Here is a 15,520-nt window from a genome sequence, read left to right on the forward strand (position 1 = left end):
ATGAATTGGCTATATCTGCTGCTGGTCCTCGCCTTGATGGTCTATCTGCTGCGTGCACTCACGCGCAGTCACGAGTGAGGTATCCGCTATGTGGCAAGAAATGATCTACCCCGTCGCATTTGTGCTGCTGGTTCTGCTGCCAGCACCGCTGCTTGGCAATTATCTCTACCGGGTATTTGAAGGCCAGTGCCGCTGGCTGGCCCCCGTGGAGCGTGCCACCCTGTTATGTTGCGGCACGGACGGACGGGAACAGGACTGGAAGTCCTATACCCTCAGCCTGCTGGCCTTCAATGGCGCCGGCTTCGGCCTGCTGTTCCTGATCCTGATGGCGCAGGGTCTGCTGCCCCTCAACCCGCAGCAGTTGCCGGGCCTGAACTGGCAACTCGCCTTCAACACTGCGGTCAGCTTTATGACCAACACCAACTGGCAAGCCTATTCCGGTGAGGCCAGCCTCTCCTACTTCAGCCAGATGGTGGGCCTGACCACCCAGAACTTCGTCTCTGCCGCCACAGGTGCTGCCGTAGCGGTTGCGATGTTCCGCGGTATCGCCCGCCAGCAGACAACCCACCTTGGCAACTTCTGGCTGGATCTGGTGCGTTTTTGCCTCTACGTGCTGCTGCCGATGTCGCTGATCCTGGCGCTGCTGCTGGTATGGCAGGGGGTTCCGCAGAGCCTGTCAGCCTATCTGCCGTTCCACACTCTGGAAGGTCAGGAACAGCTGCTGCCGCTCGGCCCGGCAGCTTCGCAAATTGCCATCAAGCAGCTCGGCTCCAACGGCGGTGGCTTCTTCGGCATCAACTCCGCCCACCCGTTCGAGAACCCGACCGCCCTCTCCAACTGGCTGGAGATGGTCGCCCTGCTGACCCTGGCCGCCGCCATGGTCTTTACCCTGGGTCGCTATGTGAAGGACATGGCCCACAGCCGCGCTATCGTCATTGCCATGACCATCATGCTGGCATTAGGACTCTTCGTTTCCATCACTCAGGAGATGAAACTGGATCCGGCCCTGACTCATCTTGCCAGCGAAGCAGGCAACTGGGAGGGTAAGGAGAGCCGCTTCGGCCCGGTGCTCTCCAGTATCTGGGAAGTGGCGACTACCGCCGCCTCCAACGGCTCGGTTAACTCAATGCACGACAGCTTCGCTCCTCTCTCCGGCATGGTCGCCATGATCAACATGCTGTTGGGTGAGGTGGTGTTCGGCGGCGTGGGTGCCGGCATCTACGGCATGATGCTGTTCGTGCTGCTCACCGTCTTCCTGTGCGGTCTGATGGTGGGTCGTACCCCGACCTATCTGGGCAAGCGCCTCGGTATCACCGAGATGAAGTGGGTCGTCGCCAGCATGCTGGTGATGCCGGTGGGGGTTTTGGTGATCGGCGGTGTCACTCTGCTGATGCCGGATGCGGCCACTATCATCGGCCATGATGGCCCCCACGGCCTGTCACGCCTCATCTATGCCTACGCCTCGGCTGCCGGTAACAACGGCTCAGCCTTCGCCGGCTTTGCTGCCGGTGACAACTGGCAGTGCGTTGCCATCGGTCTGGCCATGCTGCTCGGTCGCTTCGGCTACATCATCCCCATCATGGCCATTGCCGGCCAGCTTGCCCGCGCTCCGCGTCAGGAGATAAGCGAGGGGGATTTCCCGATCCGCGGCCCGCTCTTCATTACCCTGCTGATCATCACCGTATTGCTGATTGGCGGCCTCTCCTTCCTGCCGGTGCTGGCACTGGGCCCCGTGGCAGAACATCTGATGCTGGGAGCTTTCTAAATGAGCAAGTCCACTTCAATGAGTCCCGACACCATGCTGGTGAAGGGCAAAAAACAGCAATCGCAGATCCTGCAGGCCATGGTTGAAGCCATCTATCGCTTCAATCCCAAGGCGCTGTTTGGCAGCCCCATTCTGTTCACCCTCTGGCTGGCAGCAGTCATGGCGACGGTGGAGTCACTGCTGGGGCAGCCGTTCTCCGGGGTAGCCCCCTCGCTGGCCTGGCAGCTGACAGCCTGGCTCTGGCTCACCCTCTGGTTTGCCAACTTCGCCGAGACGCTGGCCGAAGGTCGCGGCAAGGCGCGGGCCGACAGCCTCAAGGCTGGCATGAGCCAACTCAAGGCCCGTCGGGTGGCTAATGCAAAAGATGGTCAAGGCGAATGGGTACCCGCCACCAGCCTGATGAAGGGTGATCTGGTACTGGTACGCAGCGGCGAGATGATCCCGGCCGACGGCGAGGTGATCGCCGGTATCGCCTCGGTCAACGAGGCCGCCATCACTGGTGAATCCGCCCCCGTCATCCGCGAATCGGGTACCGATCGCAGCGGTGTAACCGGCAATACCACCGTCGTTTCAGACGAGATCTGGGTGCGCGTCAGCAACAATCCGGGCGAAAGCACGCTGGATCGCATGATTGCACTGGTGGAAGGGGCCAAGCGCCAGAAAACGCCCAACGAGATGGCGCTGGATGCCCTGCTGGTCGGGCTGACCCTCATCTTCCTGCTGGTGGTCGCCACCCTGCCCTGGTTCCTCGACTACAACGGCACTCAGGTACCGCGCCTCTACCTGATCGCGCTCTTTATCACCCTGATCCCGACCACCATCGGCGGCCTGCTCTCCGCCATCGGCATTGCCGGTATGGATCGACTGGTGAAACTGAACGTGATTGCCAAGTCTGGCCGGGCCGTCGAAGCGGCCGGTGACGTGCGCACCCTGCTGCTGGACAAGACCGGCACCATCACCTTCGGCAACCGGATGGCTGACGAACTGATCCCGGCACCCGGCATTGACCCGGCCCTGCTGGCACAAGCGGCCATGTTGGCTTCGCTGGGTGACAACACTCCCGAGGGTAAATCTATCCTGACCCTGGCGGGCAAGAGCCACACCAAACCGAGCCAGCTGGACGATGACAAGGTAATCCCCTTCAGCGCCGAGACCCGTCTGAGCGGACTGGATCGCAACGGTCACCAATATCGCAAGGGTGCTGTCGATGCGGTACTAAACTACCTCTCCCTCGACCGCAAAGCGGTACCGGAGCTGGTGCTCAAGTCAGTCGACAACATCGCTCGTCAGGGGGGTACACCGCTGCTGGTCTGTACCCATGAACAGCTGCTGGGGGTGGTCTACCTCAAGGACATCATCAAGCCCGGCATCAAGGCCCGCTTCCAGATCCTGCGCCACATGGGGATCCGCACCGTAATGATCACCGGTGACAACCCGAAAACGGCCGCCGCCATCGCCGCTGAAGCCGGGGTGGACGACTTCATCGCCGAAGCAACGCCGGAGAAGAAGCTCGCCTATATCCGGCAGGAGCAGGCCGATGGCCGTCTGGTCGCCATGTGCGGTGACGGTGCCAACGACGCACCGGCGCTGGCACAGGCTGATGTGGGTCTGGCCATGAACGAGGGTACTCAGGCCGCCAAGGAGGCGGGCAATCTGGTGGATCTCGACTCCAACCCCACCAAGCTGCTGGACGTGGTGCTGGTCGGCAAACAGCTGCTGGTGACCCGTGGCGCCCTGACCACCTTCTCCATCGCCAACGACGTGGCCAAGTACTTTGCCATCCTGCCGGCCCTGTTCATCGCCGCCTACCCGCAACTGGGGGTACTGAACCTGATGCAGCTGGGCAGCCCGCAGAGCGCCATCCTGGCGGCCATCATCTTCAACGCCCTGATCATCGTAGCGCTGGTGCCGCTGGCCCTGCGCGGTGTCGACCTGAAGGGGTCGGCTGCCAGCCTACTGCGCCGCAACCTGCTGATCTACGGTGTCGGCGGCCTGCTGGTGCCTTTTATCGGCATCAAGCTGATCGACCTGGTCATTACCGGCCTGGGTCTGGTGTAACGGCATAACCGGGATGCGGGTCAGCCCGCATCCACACAACGAATTCGGAGCATATCCATCATGATCGCAATCAGAACCCTGTTGACCCTGACCCTGCTGCTGGGCGTGGGTTATCCGCTGGCCGTCACCGGACTGGCCCAGCTGATCTTCCCCTGGCAAGCCAACGGCAGCCAGCTGACCGACAGCAAGCAGCAACTTATCGGTAGCGCCCTGCTGGCACAGAAATTCGAGCGGGCTGACTACTTCCACCCCCGCCCTTCAGCCAGTGATTTCAACACCATTGGCGGTAGTGCCAGCAATCTGGGGATGAGCTCACCGCTGCGGGCGGAGTTCGCCGAACAGGCCGCCAAGGCACAGCCTGAAACCAGCTCTCCTGCCATGCTGACCCGTTCCGCCTCTGGCCTAGATCCCCATCTACCACTCGATGCAGTGCTGGCGCAGGTGGATCGCGTAGCCAGAGAACGTGGACTGGATCCCGCCCAACTGACGGAGCAGGTCAAGTCGGCCACACAAGCTGGTATCCTTGGCCCGCAGGTGGTCAACATTCTCCAGCTGAACCTGCAACTGGATCATCAAAAGGGCGCCTGAGGGCGCTCCTTGCCGATCTGGCGTTGACCTCCACTTTCGACGCGGGCAGTTGGCTCGATAGGGATAAGCATGCGTGATGAGGTAAGGGCTGACGCCCTGCTGGCAAGTCTGGAGCAAGAGCACAAGGGCAAGCTGAAAGTCTTTCTCGGGGCCGCCCCCGGCGTGGGCAAGACCTACGCTATGTTGCAGGCGGTGCGGGAACAGGCCAAGGAGGGGGTCGACATCCTGATCGGCGTGGTGGAGACCCACGGCCGGCAGGAGACGCTGGCCCTGCTCGACAAACTCGCCATCCAGCCACGCAAGATCCACATGCACCGTCAGCAGCGGCTGGAGGAGATGGACCTCGACGGCCTGCTGGCACGCAAACCGGCCATCGCAGTAGTGGACGAGCTGGCCCACAGCAATGCTCCCGGCAGCCGCCACGAGAAGCGCTGGCAGGATGTGGAGGAGCTGCTCAACGCCGGTATCGACGTCTACAGCACCCTCAACGTCCAGCATCTGGAGAGCCTCAACGATCTGGTGTGGCAGCTGACCGGGGTCAGGGTCAAAGAGACCCTGCCCGATCAGGTTCTGCTCGATGCTGACAGCATTATCCTTATCGACCTCCCCCCCAAGGAGCTGCTCGGCCGCCTGCGAGAGGGGAAGGTCTATGTCCCTCATCAGGCCAAGGCCGCCCTGCAATCCTTCTTCTCCCTCAACAACCTCACTGCATTGCGGGAGCTGGCGATGCAGACCGCCGCCAGCCATGTGGAGGGAGATCTGCAACTGCAATGGCAGGCGGCGGGCAAGACCACATTGCCGCTGCGGGGCAAGCTGATGGTCTGCCTCGGCAATCAGCACGGGGCAGCGCTGGTGCGCTATGGTCACCGCTTTGCCCAGCGTCGCCAGCTGCCCTGGCTGGTGGTGCACGTGGACAGCAATGGCCACAGCTCGGCCGACGTGGAGCAAGCGCTGGCGCTCGCCTCCCAGTTGGGCGCCAAGGTGCTGACCCTCTCCAGTCCGGCTGTCGCCAATACGCTGCTGGAGACTGCCGAGCAGCAGCAGGTATCGCAGCTGCTGCTCGGCAAACCCCACAAGGCACCGTGGCGTCGCTCGCTGGTGCAGCACCTGCTCAAGCAGGCACAGGGGCTGGAGATCACCCTGGTCGATACCGAGAAACAGAAACACAGAGTGGGGATGCGCTCCCCGACGCCGAAGGATATTCACCACAGCCTGCTGGCGGTGGCCATCATGGGTATCACCTCGGCCATTGCATGGGGGCTCTCCTACTGGCTACCCCCCGCAGCGTTGCCACTCATCTTCGTGCTGGGGGTGCTGGCGACTGCCCTTACAACCAGTCTGGTGCCCGCCACGCTGGCAGCTGTGCTGGGCTTTATCGCCCACAATCTGCTCTTCACCGCCCCCTACTTCTCCCTGAGCGTCGCCAACCACAGCGACCTGCTCACCCTGTTCGTACTGCTGATCGTCGGCATGACCGCGGGGCGCCTCGCCTCCCGCCAGCGCCAGCAGCTGATCGGCCTGCGCGAGACCCAGCAGCTGGGCAATGCCCTGCTCTCCCTCAGTCAGGGGCTGGCGACCGCTAACAGCCCGGAGGAGGTGCTCAGACAAGGGGCACAAGCGATCTCGCTGGCACTGGGCCAGCCGACCGTGGTAATCGACAAGGATTTTCACGACCGCCTCGGCAACGAGAAGCACAGACCCGGCCAGACCGACAAGGCGGCCATCGACTGGTGTCTGGCCCAGAAGCAGAGTGCCGGAGCCCACACCGCCACCCTCAATGCCGCCGAGGCGCAGTATCACCACCTCAGCGATGATCTGGTGATCGGTATAACGCTGGCCAATCCGCTCTCCTCCTCCGCCGAGCATCAGCTACAGGCGCTGCTCACCGACATTCGCGCCGCGCTGGCGCGGATCGACCTCAACGAGCGGCTGGCCGACAGCCAGCTGCAGGCAGAGACCGACCGGATGCGCGCCGCCCTGCTCTCCTCGGTCTCCCACGACTTGAAGACGCCGCTGGCCACCATCATGGGTGCCGGCAGCACCCTGCTGGAATATGGTGACCGGATCCCGCCAGATGATCGCAACGAACTGCTCCACTCGGTACAGGACGAGGCGCGCCGCCTGCACAGCTATGTACAGAACCTGCTGGATATGACCCGTATCGGCTCCCCCGACTTCCAGTTGAAGAGGGACTGGGTCGACCTGACCGATCTGGTGGAGAGCGCTCGCAAGCGGCTCGACTCCTCCTGGCGCCAGCACAAGCTGCTGGTACACATCGATCAGCATGTGCCCCAGCTCTATGTCCATGGCGCCCTGATCGAGCAGGTGCTGGTCAACATCCTCGACAACGCCTCCCGCTACTCGCCGGCAGGCACCCCCATCGAGTTCAAGGTGATGGTGGCCGAACCCGACCTCATCATCGATATCATCGATATCGGGGTCGGTATCGCCGAGTCGGATCGGGAGAAGATCTTCAATCTCTTCTACACCCAGCCGGTGGGCGATTGCGGCAGCCGTGGCACCGGGCTTGGCCTGGCCATTTCCCGCGCTATGATAGAGGCCCACGGCGGCAAGATTTGGGCCTTCTCCGGCCCCAATGGCAACGGCACCTGCATGCGTATCTCCCTGCCGCTCGCGCTCAATTCACCGGAGGTTTGATGGCGCACATTCTGGTCATAGATGATGAAGCGGCGATCCGTCGCTTTCTGCGGATCAGCCTGATTGCCGAGGGGCATCAGGTGAGTGAGGCGGTAGGGGTCAATGAAGGGCTGGAGCAGTATCGCCACCTCAACCCCGATCTGGTGATCCTCGATCTCGGTCTGCCGGATGGCGATGGTATTCAGGTGTTGCAGGCCATTCGTGAGCATCACCCCAACCCGGTGCTGGTGCTGTCGGCCCGCGATTCGGAGCAGGAGAAGGTGCGACTGCTGGATGCCGGTGCCAACGACTACATGAGCAAACCGTTTGGTATCGGCGAGATGATGGCCCGCATCCGTGTGCTCTTGCGCCAACGTGCTGGCGTCAGCAGTGGCGAACGGCGCCACTTCCCCCAATGTGGCCTGACGCTCGATATCAGCAGCCACAAGGTGACCATGAAAGAGGAGGAGATCCCCCTCTCCCGCAAGGAGTTCGCCCTGCTGCAGGCGCTGGTGTGCCACCCCGGCAAGCTGGTGATGCAGACCCAGCTGCTCAACGACATTTGGGGGCCGAGCCACAAGGAGGACACCCACTACCTGCGCATCGTTATCGCCAGCCTGCGCAAGAAGCTGGGGGATAACCCCCAGCAACCGACGCTTATCGAGACCGAATCCGGTATCGGCTACCGCTTTATCGGCAACTGACGTTTCACGTGGAACGACGCCAGCTGCAAAGCAGCGCCAGCAAGCCACAGCCACTCAGCAACAGGCCGAGATCCTGCAATCCGGCCGCCACCGCCAATCCCAGACTGAGCAGCAGGTAGTAACCAAGCCCGAACAGGGCGCCAGCGCTGCCTGCTACCTCGCGATAGGCCAACAGTGCCTGACTCAGCACGTTGGGGATCGCCAGTCCGAAGGCCACCACGATTCCCATCATGGGCAGCAGGAACCAGAGGCTGGCCTGAGTCGCCCAGACCAGCAGCCCGGCGACCAGCGCCATAGCGCAAGCCAGTCGGATCAGAGAGGACGATTGCCACCCTCTCCCCAGCAGATGCTTGTTGAGCAGGCTGCCGAGCAGGGTCGCCAGCGCCAGCAAGATCCCCGAGTAACCAAACTCGCCGACGCTCAATCCCAATCCGGCAAACAGGAACGGCGCCAGACTGTAGTAACCAAACAGCATGGTGTTGAACAGGGCGACCAGCATGGCACTGCGCCAGAGCCCGCCATCTTTCATCATCCGACACGCCAGCGGCCAGAGCGCGACTCGTTGGCTGGTGGCCGGACGGGTTTCCGGCAGCTGCCAGCAGGCAACCAGCAACAAACCTACCGCCAGTACCAGCAGACCGCTGAACACCCCGAGATAGCCAAACCATCTCGCCAGCTGACCACCACTGAGCAACCCCAGCACCGGACTGAGTGAGAGCGCAATGCCCATCACCGAGAAGACCCGCGCCAGATCGCTGCCCTGATAGCTGTCGCGCAGCATGGTCTGGGTCACCACGGAGCCCACGGCTGCGCCAAAGGCCGAGATGACCCGGGCCAGCAGTAGAGTTTCAAACTGGTTGGCCAGCAGCGCCAGCAGGGTGCCGACGCCATAGGTAAGCAGACCCGCCAGCATGGCGGGACGCCGCCCGATCAGATCGCATAGCCGCCCCCAGCAGACCACGCCCACCGCAAACGCCAGAAAATAGACCGACAGGGTCTGGGATGCCTGCCCCTCGCTCACCCGAAACTGGCTGGCGATGTGGGTCAGTACCGGGCTGTAGATGGTCTCCACAATTTGGGGAAACATCATCAATCCCACCACCAGCCAGAGCGGTGGCAACTTGTTGTTCATGACAAACCTCCTTCACAAGAGGTCGCCATTCTAGAGAGATGCCATTTGTCTGATTACAATAAGCAGGACTATAAACATCAAAAATCGGACATATGGCCTTTATTCTTCCCGATCACCCTTTTGACCCTGACCAGCTGACCGGCAGCGTGATCGGCATTGCCTCCGCCCTCGGCTGGCACGACTCGGGCCAGCATCAACATCAACGCCATCAGCTGCTGTTCGCCCAATCCGGCTGCATGACCATGGAGCTGGAAGGTCGGGTCTGCCTGCTACCGCCCACCCGCGCCGCCTGGCTGCCGGCGGGCACAGCCCACCGGGTACTGATGCGTGGTGTGGTGGCCTACCGCTCCCTCTACTTCCAGCCGCACCCCGAGTTGCCCGGCACGGTGGAGGTGTTGGCGGTCAATCCGCTGCTGCACGAACTGATCGAACGGATGGCGCTCTGGCCGTGGAACAAACCGCAAGAGCAGCAACAACGGACGGTGGCACTGTTTATGGAGGAGTTAGGGCTGGCGCCGCGGGAGTCATGGCAGCTGCCACTACCGACCGATCCCAGACTGGGCGACTGGCTACAGCAGTTGAAGCGGGGGGATGCCCTGCCCGATCGGCTCAACCGGCTGGCCGGACAGATTGGTGCCAGCGACAAGACCATTGGCCGCATCTTTATGCGGGAGACCGGCATGAGCTATCAGGCATGGCGTCAGCAGTGGCGGCTGTTGCGGGGAATGGAGCTGTTGGCCGAGGGGCAATCCATCAGTCGCATATCCTCGGCACTGGAGTTCTCCAGCGACAGCGCCTTTATCAGTTTCTTCAGGCAACACACCGGGCAGACTCCTGCACGCTACATCACTCCCCACAAGAGAGACGCTACAACCAGCTGATTTGGTTCAAATAAATCCATTTTCCCTGTGCGCTTGTCAGGTTAATGTTTCTTTCGAAACTGCTGTGCTTGCACGCTTAATTTTTATGCCATGTTCCACGTGGAACGTCCCATCTTTTTGATCGACACCCGCTTTTAAACTGAGCTATGGTGCTATATCCCCGTAACTCAAATCTGGATCTGTCACTGAATGGAATTTTCCTTGTTCGGCGAGAAGTTCACTCGCCACGCCGGCATTACCCAACTCATGGATGACCTCAATCAGGGGCTGACCAATCCGGACGCCATCATGCTGGGTGGCGGCAATCCGGCCCCGATCCCCGCCATGCTGGAGCGCTTTCAGGCCGAGGCCAAAACCCTGCTCGACAACGGCGAACTGGTGAAAGCGATGGCCAACTACGATGGCCCGCAAGGCAAAGACAGGTTCACCAGGGCGCTAGCCGGACTGCTCAGCAAGGAGCTGGGCTGGGATATCTCGGCCCGCAATATCGCCCTGACCAACGGCAGCCAGAATGCCTTCTTCTATCTGTTCAACCTGCTGGCGGGCGAATTTGCTGATGGCCGCAAGAAGAAGGTGCTGTTCCCGCTCGCCCCCGAGTACATCGGCTATGCCGACTCGGCGCTGGCGGACGACTACTTCGTGGCCTACAAGCCCACCATAGAGAAGCTGGCCGATGGTCAGTTCAAGTACCACGTGGATTTCGAGAGCCTACAGGTGGGTGACGACATAGGGGTGATCTGCGTCTCTCGCCCCACCAACCCCACCGGCAACGTGTTGACCGACGAAGAGATCGAACACCTCGACCAGATTGCCCGCGACAAGGGAATTCCGCTGCTGATCGACAACGCCTACGGCGTCCCCTTCCCGGGTATCATCTTCAGCGAAGCCAAGCCGTTCTGGAACGCCAACACCATCCTCTGCATGAGCCTCTCCAAGCTGGGCTTGCCGGGCACCCGCTGCGGCATCGTCATCGCTGACGAGAAGATCATTCAGGCCATCACCAACCTGAGCGGCATCATCAATCTGGCGCCGGGCAGTCTGGGGCCTGCTATCACCATCCCGATGATCGAGAGCGGCGAGATCATCGCCCTCAGCGAACAGGTGGTGAAGCCCTTCTATCAGCAGAAGGCGGAGCTGGCGGTGCAGCTGTTGCGCGAAGCGATCCCCGACCCGCGCTTCCACATTCACAAGCCGGAAGGCGCCCTCTTCCTCTGGCTCTGGTTTGAAGATTTGCCGATCCACTGTCAGGAGCTCTATGAGCGACTGAAGGCGAAGAACCTGCTGATCGTGCCGGGTCACTACTTCTTCCCCGGCATCGATGACCCCGAGTGGCGCCACAGCCAGGAGTGCATCCGCCTCAACTACTCCCAGAGCGAGGAGCTGGTGCGCCGCGGCATCGCCACTCTGGCCGATGAAATCAATGCCCTCTACGCCGGCTAAGTCAGTCCGGCCAGCCAAAAACAGAAAGGCCTGCAGATGCAGGCCTTTGTTGTCTATCGCGATCCGGTTTACTTAGCCGGGCAGCGCCAGCTGCTCGGGTTTGCCGATGGGGATGGCGCGGGGCTTGAGCGCCTCCGGCAACTCGCGAGCCAGATCGATGGTCAGCAGACCATGCTCCAGCTTGGCACCCTGCACTTCCACGTGCTGGCTCAGCTTGAAGGCGAGCTCGAAGTCACGCTCGGCAATCCCCTGATGGAGGAACTGACGCTCACCGGCAGCAGCCCCTTTGCGCCCCTTCACCTTGAGGGTGCCGTTTTCGGTCTCCAGCTCCAGCTCTTCACGCTCGAAGCCAGCCACGGCGACCGTGATGCGATAGCCATCCTGATCGCGCTTTTCAATGTTGTACGGGGGGTAAGCGGCGGTCTTCTGCTCGAACAGACCTTCCAGCTCACGGGCCATCCGCTCGAAGCCGACGGCGTTGGAATAGAGATGAGAAAAATCGAGGTTACGCATAATCCTATCCTTCTAATAAGCAACAGGTTCAACTCTCCACAGGCCCGTCATCGGCACCCGGGAAATTTTAAAATTTCAGTGAATTCAGGCTATCAGCCGTTAATCTCGATCTTGCGCGGCTTCATCGCCTCGGGCACTTCACGCACCAGCTCGATGTGCAGCAAGCCGTTTTTCAGATCGGCCCCTTTCACCCGCACATAGTCGGCCAGCTGGAAGCGGCGCTCAAAACCACGCTCGGCGATCCCCTGATAGAGATAGTTGCGCCCGGTGTCGGCCTGCTTGTTGCCCTTCACCGTCAGCAGATTTTCCTGGAAGCTCAGCTCCAGCTCTTCCTGGGTAAAGCCCGCCACCGCCATGCTGATGCAGTAGTCGTTGTCACCCAACTGCTCGATGTTATAGGGGGGATAACCGGCATTGCCATTGCTGGCCGCAGATTCGATGAGATTGGCCAGACGATCGAAACCAATGGCAGAACGATAGAGCGGAGAAAAGTCGATAGAACGCATAGTATTACCCTCTTGTGAGCGATAACGGATTGTTTGCCCTCCTTATGGACGGGCGCCTGGTCGAAACCTCTGTCGAGCGTTCCGGCCTTGTTACCTATATAGGGGCTCACTTTTTCCTTTCAAGGGGATTTTTTCAAATTTTTTAAATGGCCGCGCCGACCTGTAGAACATCAACCTGTTGGCCCGATAGTGATGATAATCGACCCGTGGGCCACTGATGGCAACTCGCTCCGTCTCCCATAATTGGTTGCATATCCACCAGCCAACATGGAACCATCCCATGAAGATTACCCAGGTTCGCAACGCCACCTTGCTGCTCGACTATGCCGGCACCCGCTTTCTGATCGACCCCATGCTCTCCGCCAAAGGTGCCTTCCCCGGCTTTGAGGGCACCGCCAACAGCCAGCTGCGCAATCCGCTGGTCGAGCTGCCGCTGCCGATCGATGAGCTGGTCGATGTGGACGCCGTTATCGTCACCCACGACCATCCCGACCACTGGGATGACGCCGCCAGAGCCCTGATCCCCAAGCATCTGCCGCTATTGGTGCAACATCAGAAAGATGCCGATGCCATTCGTGCCAGTGGCTTTGAGGATGTGCGCCTGCTGAGCGACCAGCCCGAGTTTGCCGGCATTCGCCTGCAGCAGACCGGTGGCCAGCACGGCAGCGACCAGTTGATGGCGGTACTGGGCGAGCGAATGGGAGAAGTGTGCGGCGTGGTCTTCTCCCACCCCGATGAACAGTGCCTCTATCTGGCCGGTGATACCATCTGGCATCCCCGGGTCGAGCAAGCCCTGCAACAGCATCAACCCGAGGTCATCATCCTCAACTGCGGGGATGCACAGGTGCCCGGGCTCGGTTCCATCATCATGGGCAAGGAGGATGTCGCCGCCGTTTATCGGGCCGCACCGCAAGCCACGCTGATCGCCAGCCATATGGAGGCGGTCAACCACGCCGTGCTGTCACGCCAGGAGCTGCGCGACTATCTGGCGAAGCGGGGCATGATGGATCGGGTACGGGTGCCGCAAGATGGCGAGGCGATATCGCTGTGACCCGCAGGAGGGCCATGTCAGAGATGGCCCTTCGGCTTTCACAGCCTAACGTTTATGATGAGGGGTCTGCGCGCAGAGAGGAGCCAACATAATGCTCACCCCGATCGTTGCCGTGGTGACCTTCGATAACTTCAGCCCTTTTCACTGCGCCGTCCCCTGTCTCATCTGCGGCGATGGCAACCCTCATTCACACTCGGCGCAAGGCTTCACCATTCAGGCTCCCCATGGGCTGGAGGTGCTGGCCGAGGCGGAGATCATCGTCATCCCCTTCTGGCACGACCCGGCAGCACGGCCACCCGCAGCGCTGCTCGATGCCCTGATTGCCGCCAGAGCCAGAGGTGCCCGACTGGTCGGGCTCTGTCTCGGCACCTATGTGCTCGCCTACGCCGGGCTGCTCAATGGTCGCAAGGCATCGACCCACTGGGAGTACGAACAGGATTTCTGCCACCGCTTTCCCTGCGTGCAACTCGATACCAACGCCCTCTATGTGGATGACGAGGGGCTGGTCACCTCGGCAGGCACTGCCGCCGGGCTGGACTGCTGCCTCTATCTGGTACGCCAGTACCACGGCTCGGCCATCGCCAACAAGGTGGCGCGGCGGCTGGTGATCCCGCCTCACCGGGAAGGGGGGCAGGCCCAGTTTATCGAGCAGCCAGTACCCGCCTCCACCCGCGATGTCCGGATGAACCAGTTGCTCGACCACCTGCGTGCCCATCTGGCCGAGCCTCACACCTTGGACTCTCTGGCGGCCCATACCCTGATGAGTCGGCGCACCTTTACCCGCCGTTTTCATCAGGCAACCGGCCTCTCGGTGGGTGAATGGCTGCTAGCGGAACGGCTCAGGCGCAGTCAGGAGCTGCTGGAGGTAAGCGGCCATTCCATCGATCGCATTGCCGAGCTGGTCGGCTTCAAGAGTGCCACCTCCCTGCGCAATCACTTCCGCGCCCACTTTGCCATCTCTCCCAGCGAGTGGCGACGATCTTTTCGTGGCCAGAACTCCTGATGATGCCCGCTGTACCAGCTCACCTCGCTATGGCAGGCTAACCAGAGATCCCGAGGAGTCATTCCATGTCCCGTTCCGAACGCCTGCTGGCCCTGCTCCAGCTGCTGCGTGGCCACCGCTACGCCATCACTGGCTCTGAGCTGGCCAGCCAGCTTGGCATCAGCCTGCGCACCCTCTATCGGGATATCGCCACCCTGCAGGCACAAGGTGCCCATATTGAGGGTGAACCGGGGATCGGCTATGTGTTGCGTCCTGGCTTCATGCTGCCGCCATTGATGTTCAGCGAAGAGGAGCTGGATGCGCTGGTGCTGGGGTCACGTTGGGTCGTCGCCCACGGTGACGGATCCTTGAGTGCATCGGCCAGCAGTGCGCTGGCCAAGATAGAAGCCGTGCTGCCCGCAGACTATCGCCAGCAGCTCCAGAGCAATGCCCTGCTGATCGGTACCTCCCGCAGCGAGAGCCTCACCGATGAAGCCCCACTGCGCAGTGCCATCCGCCAGCAACGCAAGGTGACCCTGATCTATCGCGATCTCAAGGATGAGGCCTCTGAGCGTACCGTCTGGCCCTTTGCCCTCGGCTACTTCGAACAGGTACGGGTACTGGTGGCCTGGTGCGAACTGCGTCAGGGCTTTCGCCACTTTCGGGTCGATCGCATCACCCGGATGCAGCAGCAAGATTGCCGCTATCCAAAAAGCAGAGAGAGTCTGCTGAAGGAGTGGCGCGCCACCCAGCAGATCCCGCAGCCGAAATTCATTGCTGACAGAAACTGACAGCAGGTAGCGCCATGCTGACGGGGTCGGCGCCGATGCGCCATCTCATCAGCAAGGAGCATCACCATGTTAGTCCCCCAGTTCACCATCCTCTACGTTGCCAATCCGACCCGCAGCGCGCTCTTCTACCGCGAGTTGTTCGGTCGCCAGCCGGTGGAGGAGTCACCTACCTTTGCCATGTTCGTGTTCGAATCGGGCGCCAGACTGGCACTCTGGTCCAGCGCCACAGTTGAACCTGCCGTGATCCAAACGGCCGGAGCGATGGAGCTGGCCTTCGCCCTCCCCGATGATGATGCCGTCGATCGCCTGTCTGCCGAGTGGCTGGCGCGCGGGCTCACCCTGATCCAGGCGCCGACCAAGATGGAGTTTGGCTACACCTGCATGGCCCTCGATCCGGATGGCCATCGTCTGCGCCTCTACTGCCCGGCACCTGAGCTGAGGTAATCCGGTTCAATGTTCCACGTGGAACGTG

General features: G+C 61.4%; 14 protein-coding genes. 11 read left to right on the forward strand and 3 right to left on the reverse strand.

The features are described 5' to 3' along the window. Positions 1-88: 88 nt before the first annotated feature. From kdpA to AAHA39_RS17595, 5 genes are all read left to right on the forward strand, one after another. The gene (kdpA, locus tag AAHA39_RS17575; RefSeq protein ID WP_041210495.1) at positions 89-1,765 is read left to right on the forward strand and encodes a potassium-transporting ATPase subunit KdpA; all 1,677 of its coding nucleotides are present in this window, start codon (positions 89-91) and stop codon (positions 1,763-1,765) included. Further along, positions 1,766-3,823, forward strand: coding sequence for a potassium-transporting ATPase subunit KdpB (gene kdpB, locus AAHA39_RS17580; RefSeq protein WP_320656748.1), 2,058 nt, complete (start codon positions 1,766-1,768; stop codon positions 3,821-3,823). 60 nt (positions 3,824-3,883) lie between these two features. Further along, positions 3,884-4,411, forward strand: a complete 528-nt coding sequence (locus AAHA39_RS17585) for a potassium-transporting ATPase subunit C (RefSeq protein WP_108570986.1) — start codon at positions 3,884-3,886, stop codon at positions 4,409-4,411. 69 nt (positions 4,412-4,480) lie between these two features. After that, entirely contained in the window at positions 4,481-7,069 is a 2,589-nt protein-coding gene (locus AAHA39_RS17590; RefSeq protein WP_033115266.1) for a sensor histidine kinase, read from the forward strand. Then, positions 7,069-7,752, forward strand: a complete 684-nt coding sequence (locus AAHA39_RS17595) for a response regulator (protein ID WP_005355774.1) — start codon at positions 7,069-7,071, stop codon at positions 7,750-7,752. Before AAHA39_RS17590 ends, AAHA39_RS17595 begins: the two co-directional genes overlap by 1 nt. 4 nt (positions 7,753-7,756) lie before the next feature. Here the strand turns inward: AAHA39_RS17595 and AAHA39_RS17600 are convergent, their stop codons facing one another. Continuing rightward, positions 7,757-8,884: a multidrug effflux MFS transporter gene (locus tag AAHA39_RS17600; RefSeq protein ID WP_320656747.1), complete on the reverse strand. Its 1,128-nt coding sequence runs from the start codon at positions 8,882-8,884 to the stop codon at positions 7,757-7,759. Between the two features lie 92 nt (positions 8,885-8,976). Here AAHA39_RS17600 and AAHA39_RS17605 point away from each other — a divergent pair, with 92 nt between their 5' ends. Continuing rightward, positions 8,977-9,765 carry an AraC family transcriptional regulator gene (locus tag AAHA39_RS17605; RefSeq protein WP_320656746.1) on the forward strand — a complete coding sequence of 263 codons (789 nt, stop codon included), beginning with the start codon at positions 8,977-8,979 and terminating at the stop codon, positions 9,763-9,765. Positions 9,766-9,954: 189 nt separating this feature from the next. After that, entirely contained in the window at positions 9,955-11,205 is a 1,251-nt protein-coding gene (locus AAHA39_RS17610; RefSeq protein WP_320656745.1) for a valine--pyruvate transaminase, read from the forward strand. 72 nt (positions 11,206-11,277) lie between these two features. Here AAHA39_RS17610 and AAHA39_RS17615 read toward each other — a convergent pair whose 3' ends face one another. Both AAHA39_RS17615 and AAHA39_RS17620 read right to left on the reverse strand, forming a co-directional pair. Beyond that, entirely contained in the window at positions 11,278-11,718 is a 441-nt protein-coding gene (locus AAHA39_RS17615) for an Hsp20 family protein (protein WP_005339297.1), read from the reverse strand. A 92-nt stretch (positions 11,719-11,810) separates the two neighbouring features. After that, complete coding sequence (locus AAHA39_RS17620; RefSeq protein WP_320656744.1) at positions 11,811-12,224, reverse strand: Hsp20 family protein; 414 nt, start codon at positions 12,222-12,224, stop codon at positions 11,811-11,813. Between the two features lie 280 nt (positions 12,225-12,504). On the opposite strand from AAHA39_RS17620, the gene AAHA39_RS17625 reads away from it, so the two are divergent. The 4 genes from AAHA39_RS17625 (at position 12,505) to AAHA39_RS17640 (ending at position 15,492) form a co-directional block, all read left to right on the forward strand. Further along, positions 12,505-13,275 carry an MBL fold metallo-hydrolase gene (locus tag AAHA39_RS17625; RefSeq protein ID WP_320656743.1) on the forward strand — a complete coding sequence of 257 codons (771 nt, stop codon included), beginning with the start codon at positions 12,505-12,507 and terminating at the stop codon, positions 13,273-13,275. A gap of 91 nt (positions 13,276-13,366) precedes the next feature. Next, positions 13,367-14,278, forward strand: a complete 912-nt coding sequence (locus tag AAHA39_RS17630; protein ID WP_320656742.1) for a helix-turn-helix domain-containing protein — start codon at positions 13,367-13,369, stop codon at positions 14,276-14,278. Between the two features lie 65 nt (positions 14,279-14,343). After that, the gene (locus tag AAHA39_RS17635; protein ID WP_320656741.1) at positions 14,344-15,048 is read left to right on the forward strand and encodes a helix-turn-helix transcriptional regulator; all 705 of its coding nucleotides are present in this window, start codon (positions 14,344-14,346) and stop codon (positions 15,046-15,048) included. Positions 15,049-15,114: 66 nt separating this feature from the next. After that, on the forward strand, positions 15,115-15,492 hold the full coding sequence (locus AAHA39_RS17640) for a VOC family protein (protein ID WP_320656740.1): 378 nt from the start codon (positions 15,115-15,117) through the stop codon (positions 15,490-15,492). Positions 15,493-15,520 lie beyond the last annotated feature (28 nt).

It is taken from the genome of Aeromonas sp. SE22 (genome assembly GCF_038739755.1).
In the GTDB taxonomy this organism is placed as follows: Bacteria; Pseudomonadota; Gammaproteobacteria; order Enterobacterales; family Aeromonadaceae; genus Aeromonas; species Aeromonas jandaei.

Bases quoted from the DNA above. Each gene is read 5' to 3' on its own strand.
- AAHA39_RS17595 (WP_005355774.1), top strand. From the start codon at position 7,069: ATGGCGCACATTCTGGTCATAGATGATGAAGCGGCGATCCGTCGCTTT.
- kdpA (WP_041210495.1), top strand. From the start codon at position 89: ATGTGGCAAGAAATGATCTACCCCGTCGCATTTGTGCTGCTGGTTCTG.
- AAHA39_RS17590 (WP_033115266.1), top strand. From the start codon at position 4,481: ATGCGTGATGAGGTAAGGGCTGACGCCCTGCTGGCAAGTCTGGAGCAA.
- AAHA39_RS17620 (WP_320656744.1), bottom strand. From the start codon at position 12,224: ATGCGTTCTATCGACTTTTCTCCGCTCTATCGTTCTGCCATTGGTTTC.
- AAHA39_RS17610 (WP_320656745.1), top strand. From the start codon at position 9,955: ATGGAATTTTCCTTGTTCGGCGAGAAGTTCACTCGCCACGCCGGCATT.
- AAHA39_RS17625 (WP_320656743.1), top strand. From the start codon at position 12,505: ATGAAGATTACCCAGGTTCGCAACGCCACCTTGCTGCTCGACTATGCC.
- AAHA39_RS17640 (WP_320656740.1), top strand. From the start codon at position 15,115: ATGTTAGTCCCCCAGTTCACCATCCTCTACGTTGCCAATCCGACCCGC.
- AAHA39_RS17615 (WP_005339297.1), bottom strand. From the start codon at position 11,718: ATGCGTAACCTCGATTTTTCTCATCTCTATTCCAACGCCGTCGGCTTC.
- AAHA39_RS17630 (WP_320656742.1), top strand. From the start codon at position 13,367: ATGCTCACCCCGATCGTTGCCGTGGTGACCTTCGATAACTTCAGCCCT.
- AAHA39_RS17635 (WP_320656741.1), top strand. From the start codon at position 14,344: ATGTCCCGTTCCGAACGCCTGCTGGCCCTGCTCCAGCTGCTGCGTGGC.
- kdpB (WP_320656748.1), top strand. From the start codon at position 1,766: ATGAGCAAGTCCACTTCAATGAGTCCCGACACCATGCTGGTGAAGGGC.
- AAHA39_RS17600 (WP_320656747.1), bottom strand. From the start codon at position 8,884: ATGAACAACAAGTTGCCACCGCTCTGGCTGGTGGTGGGATTGATGATG.
- AAHA39_RS17605 (WP_320656746.1), top strand. From the start codon at position 8,977: ATGGCCTTTATTCTTCCCGATCACCCTTTTGACCCTGACCAGCTGACC.
- AAHA39_RS17585 (WP_108570986.1), top strand. From the start codon at position 3,884: ATGATCGCAATCAGAACCCTGTTGACCCTGACCCTGCTGCTGGGCGTG.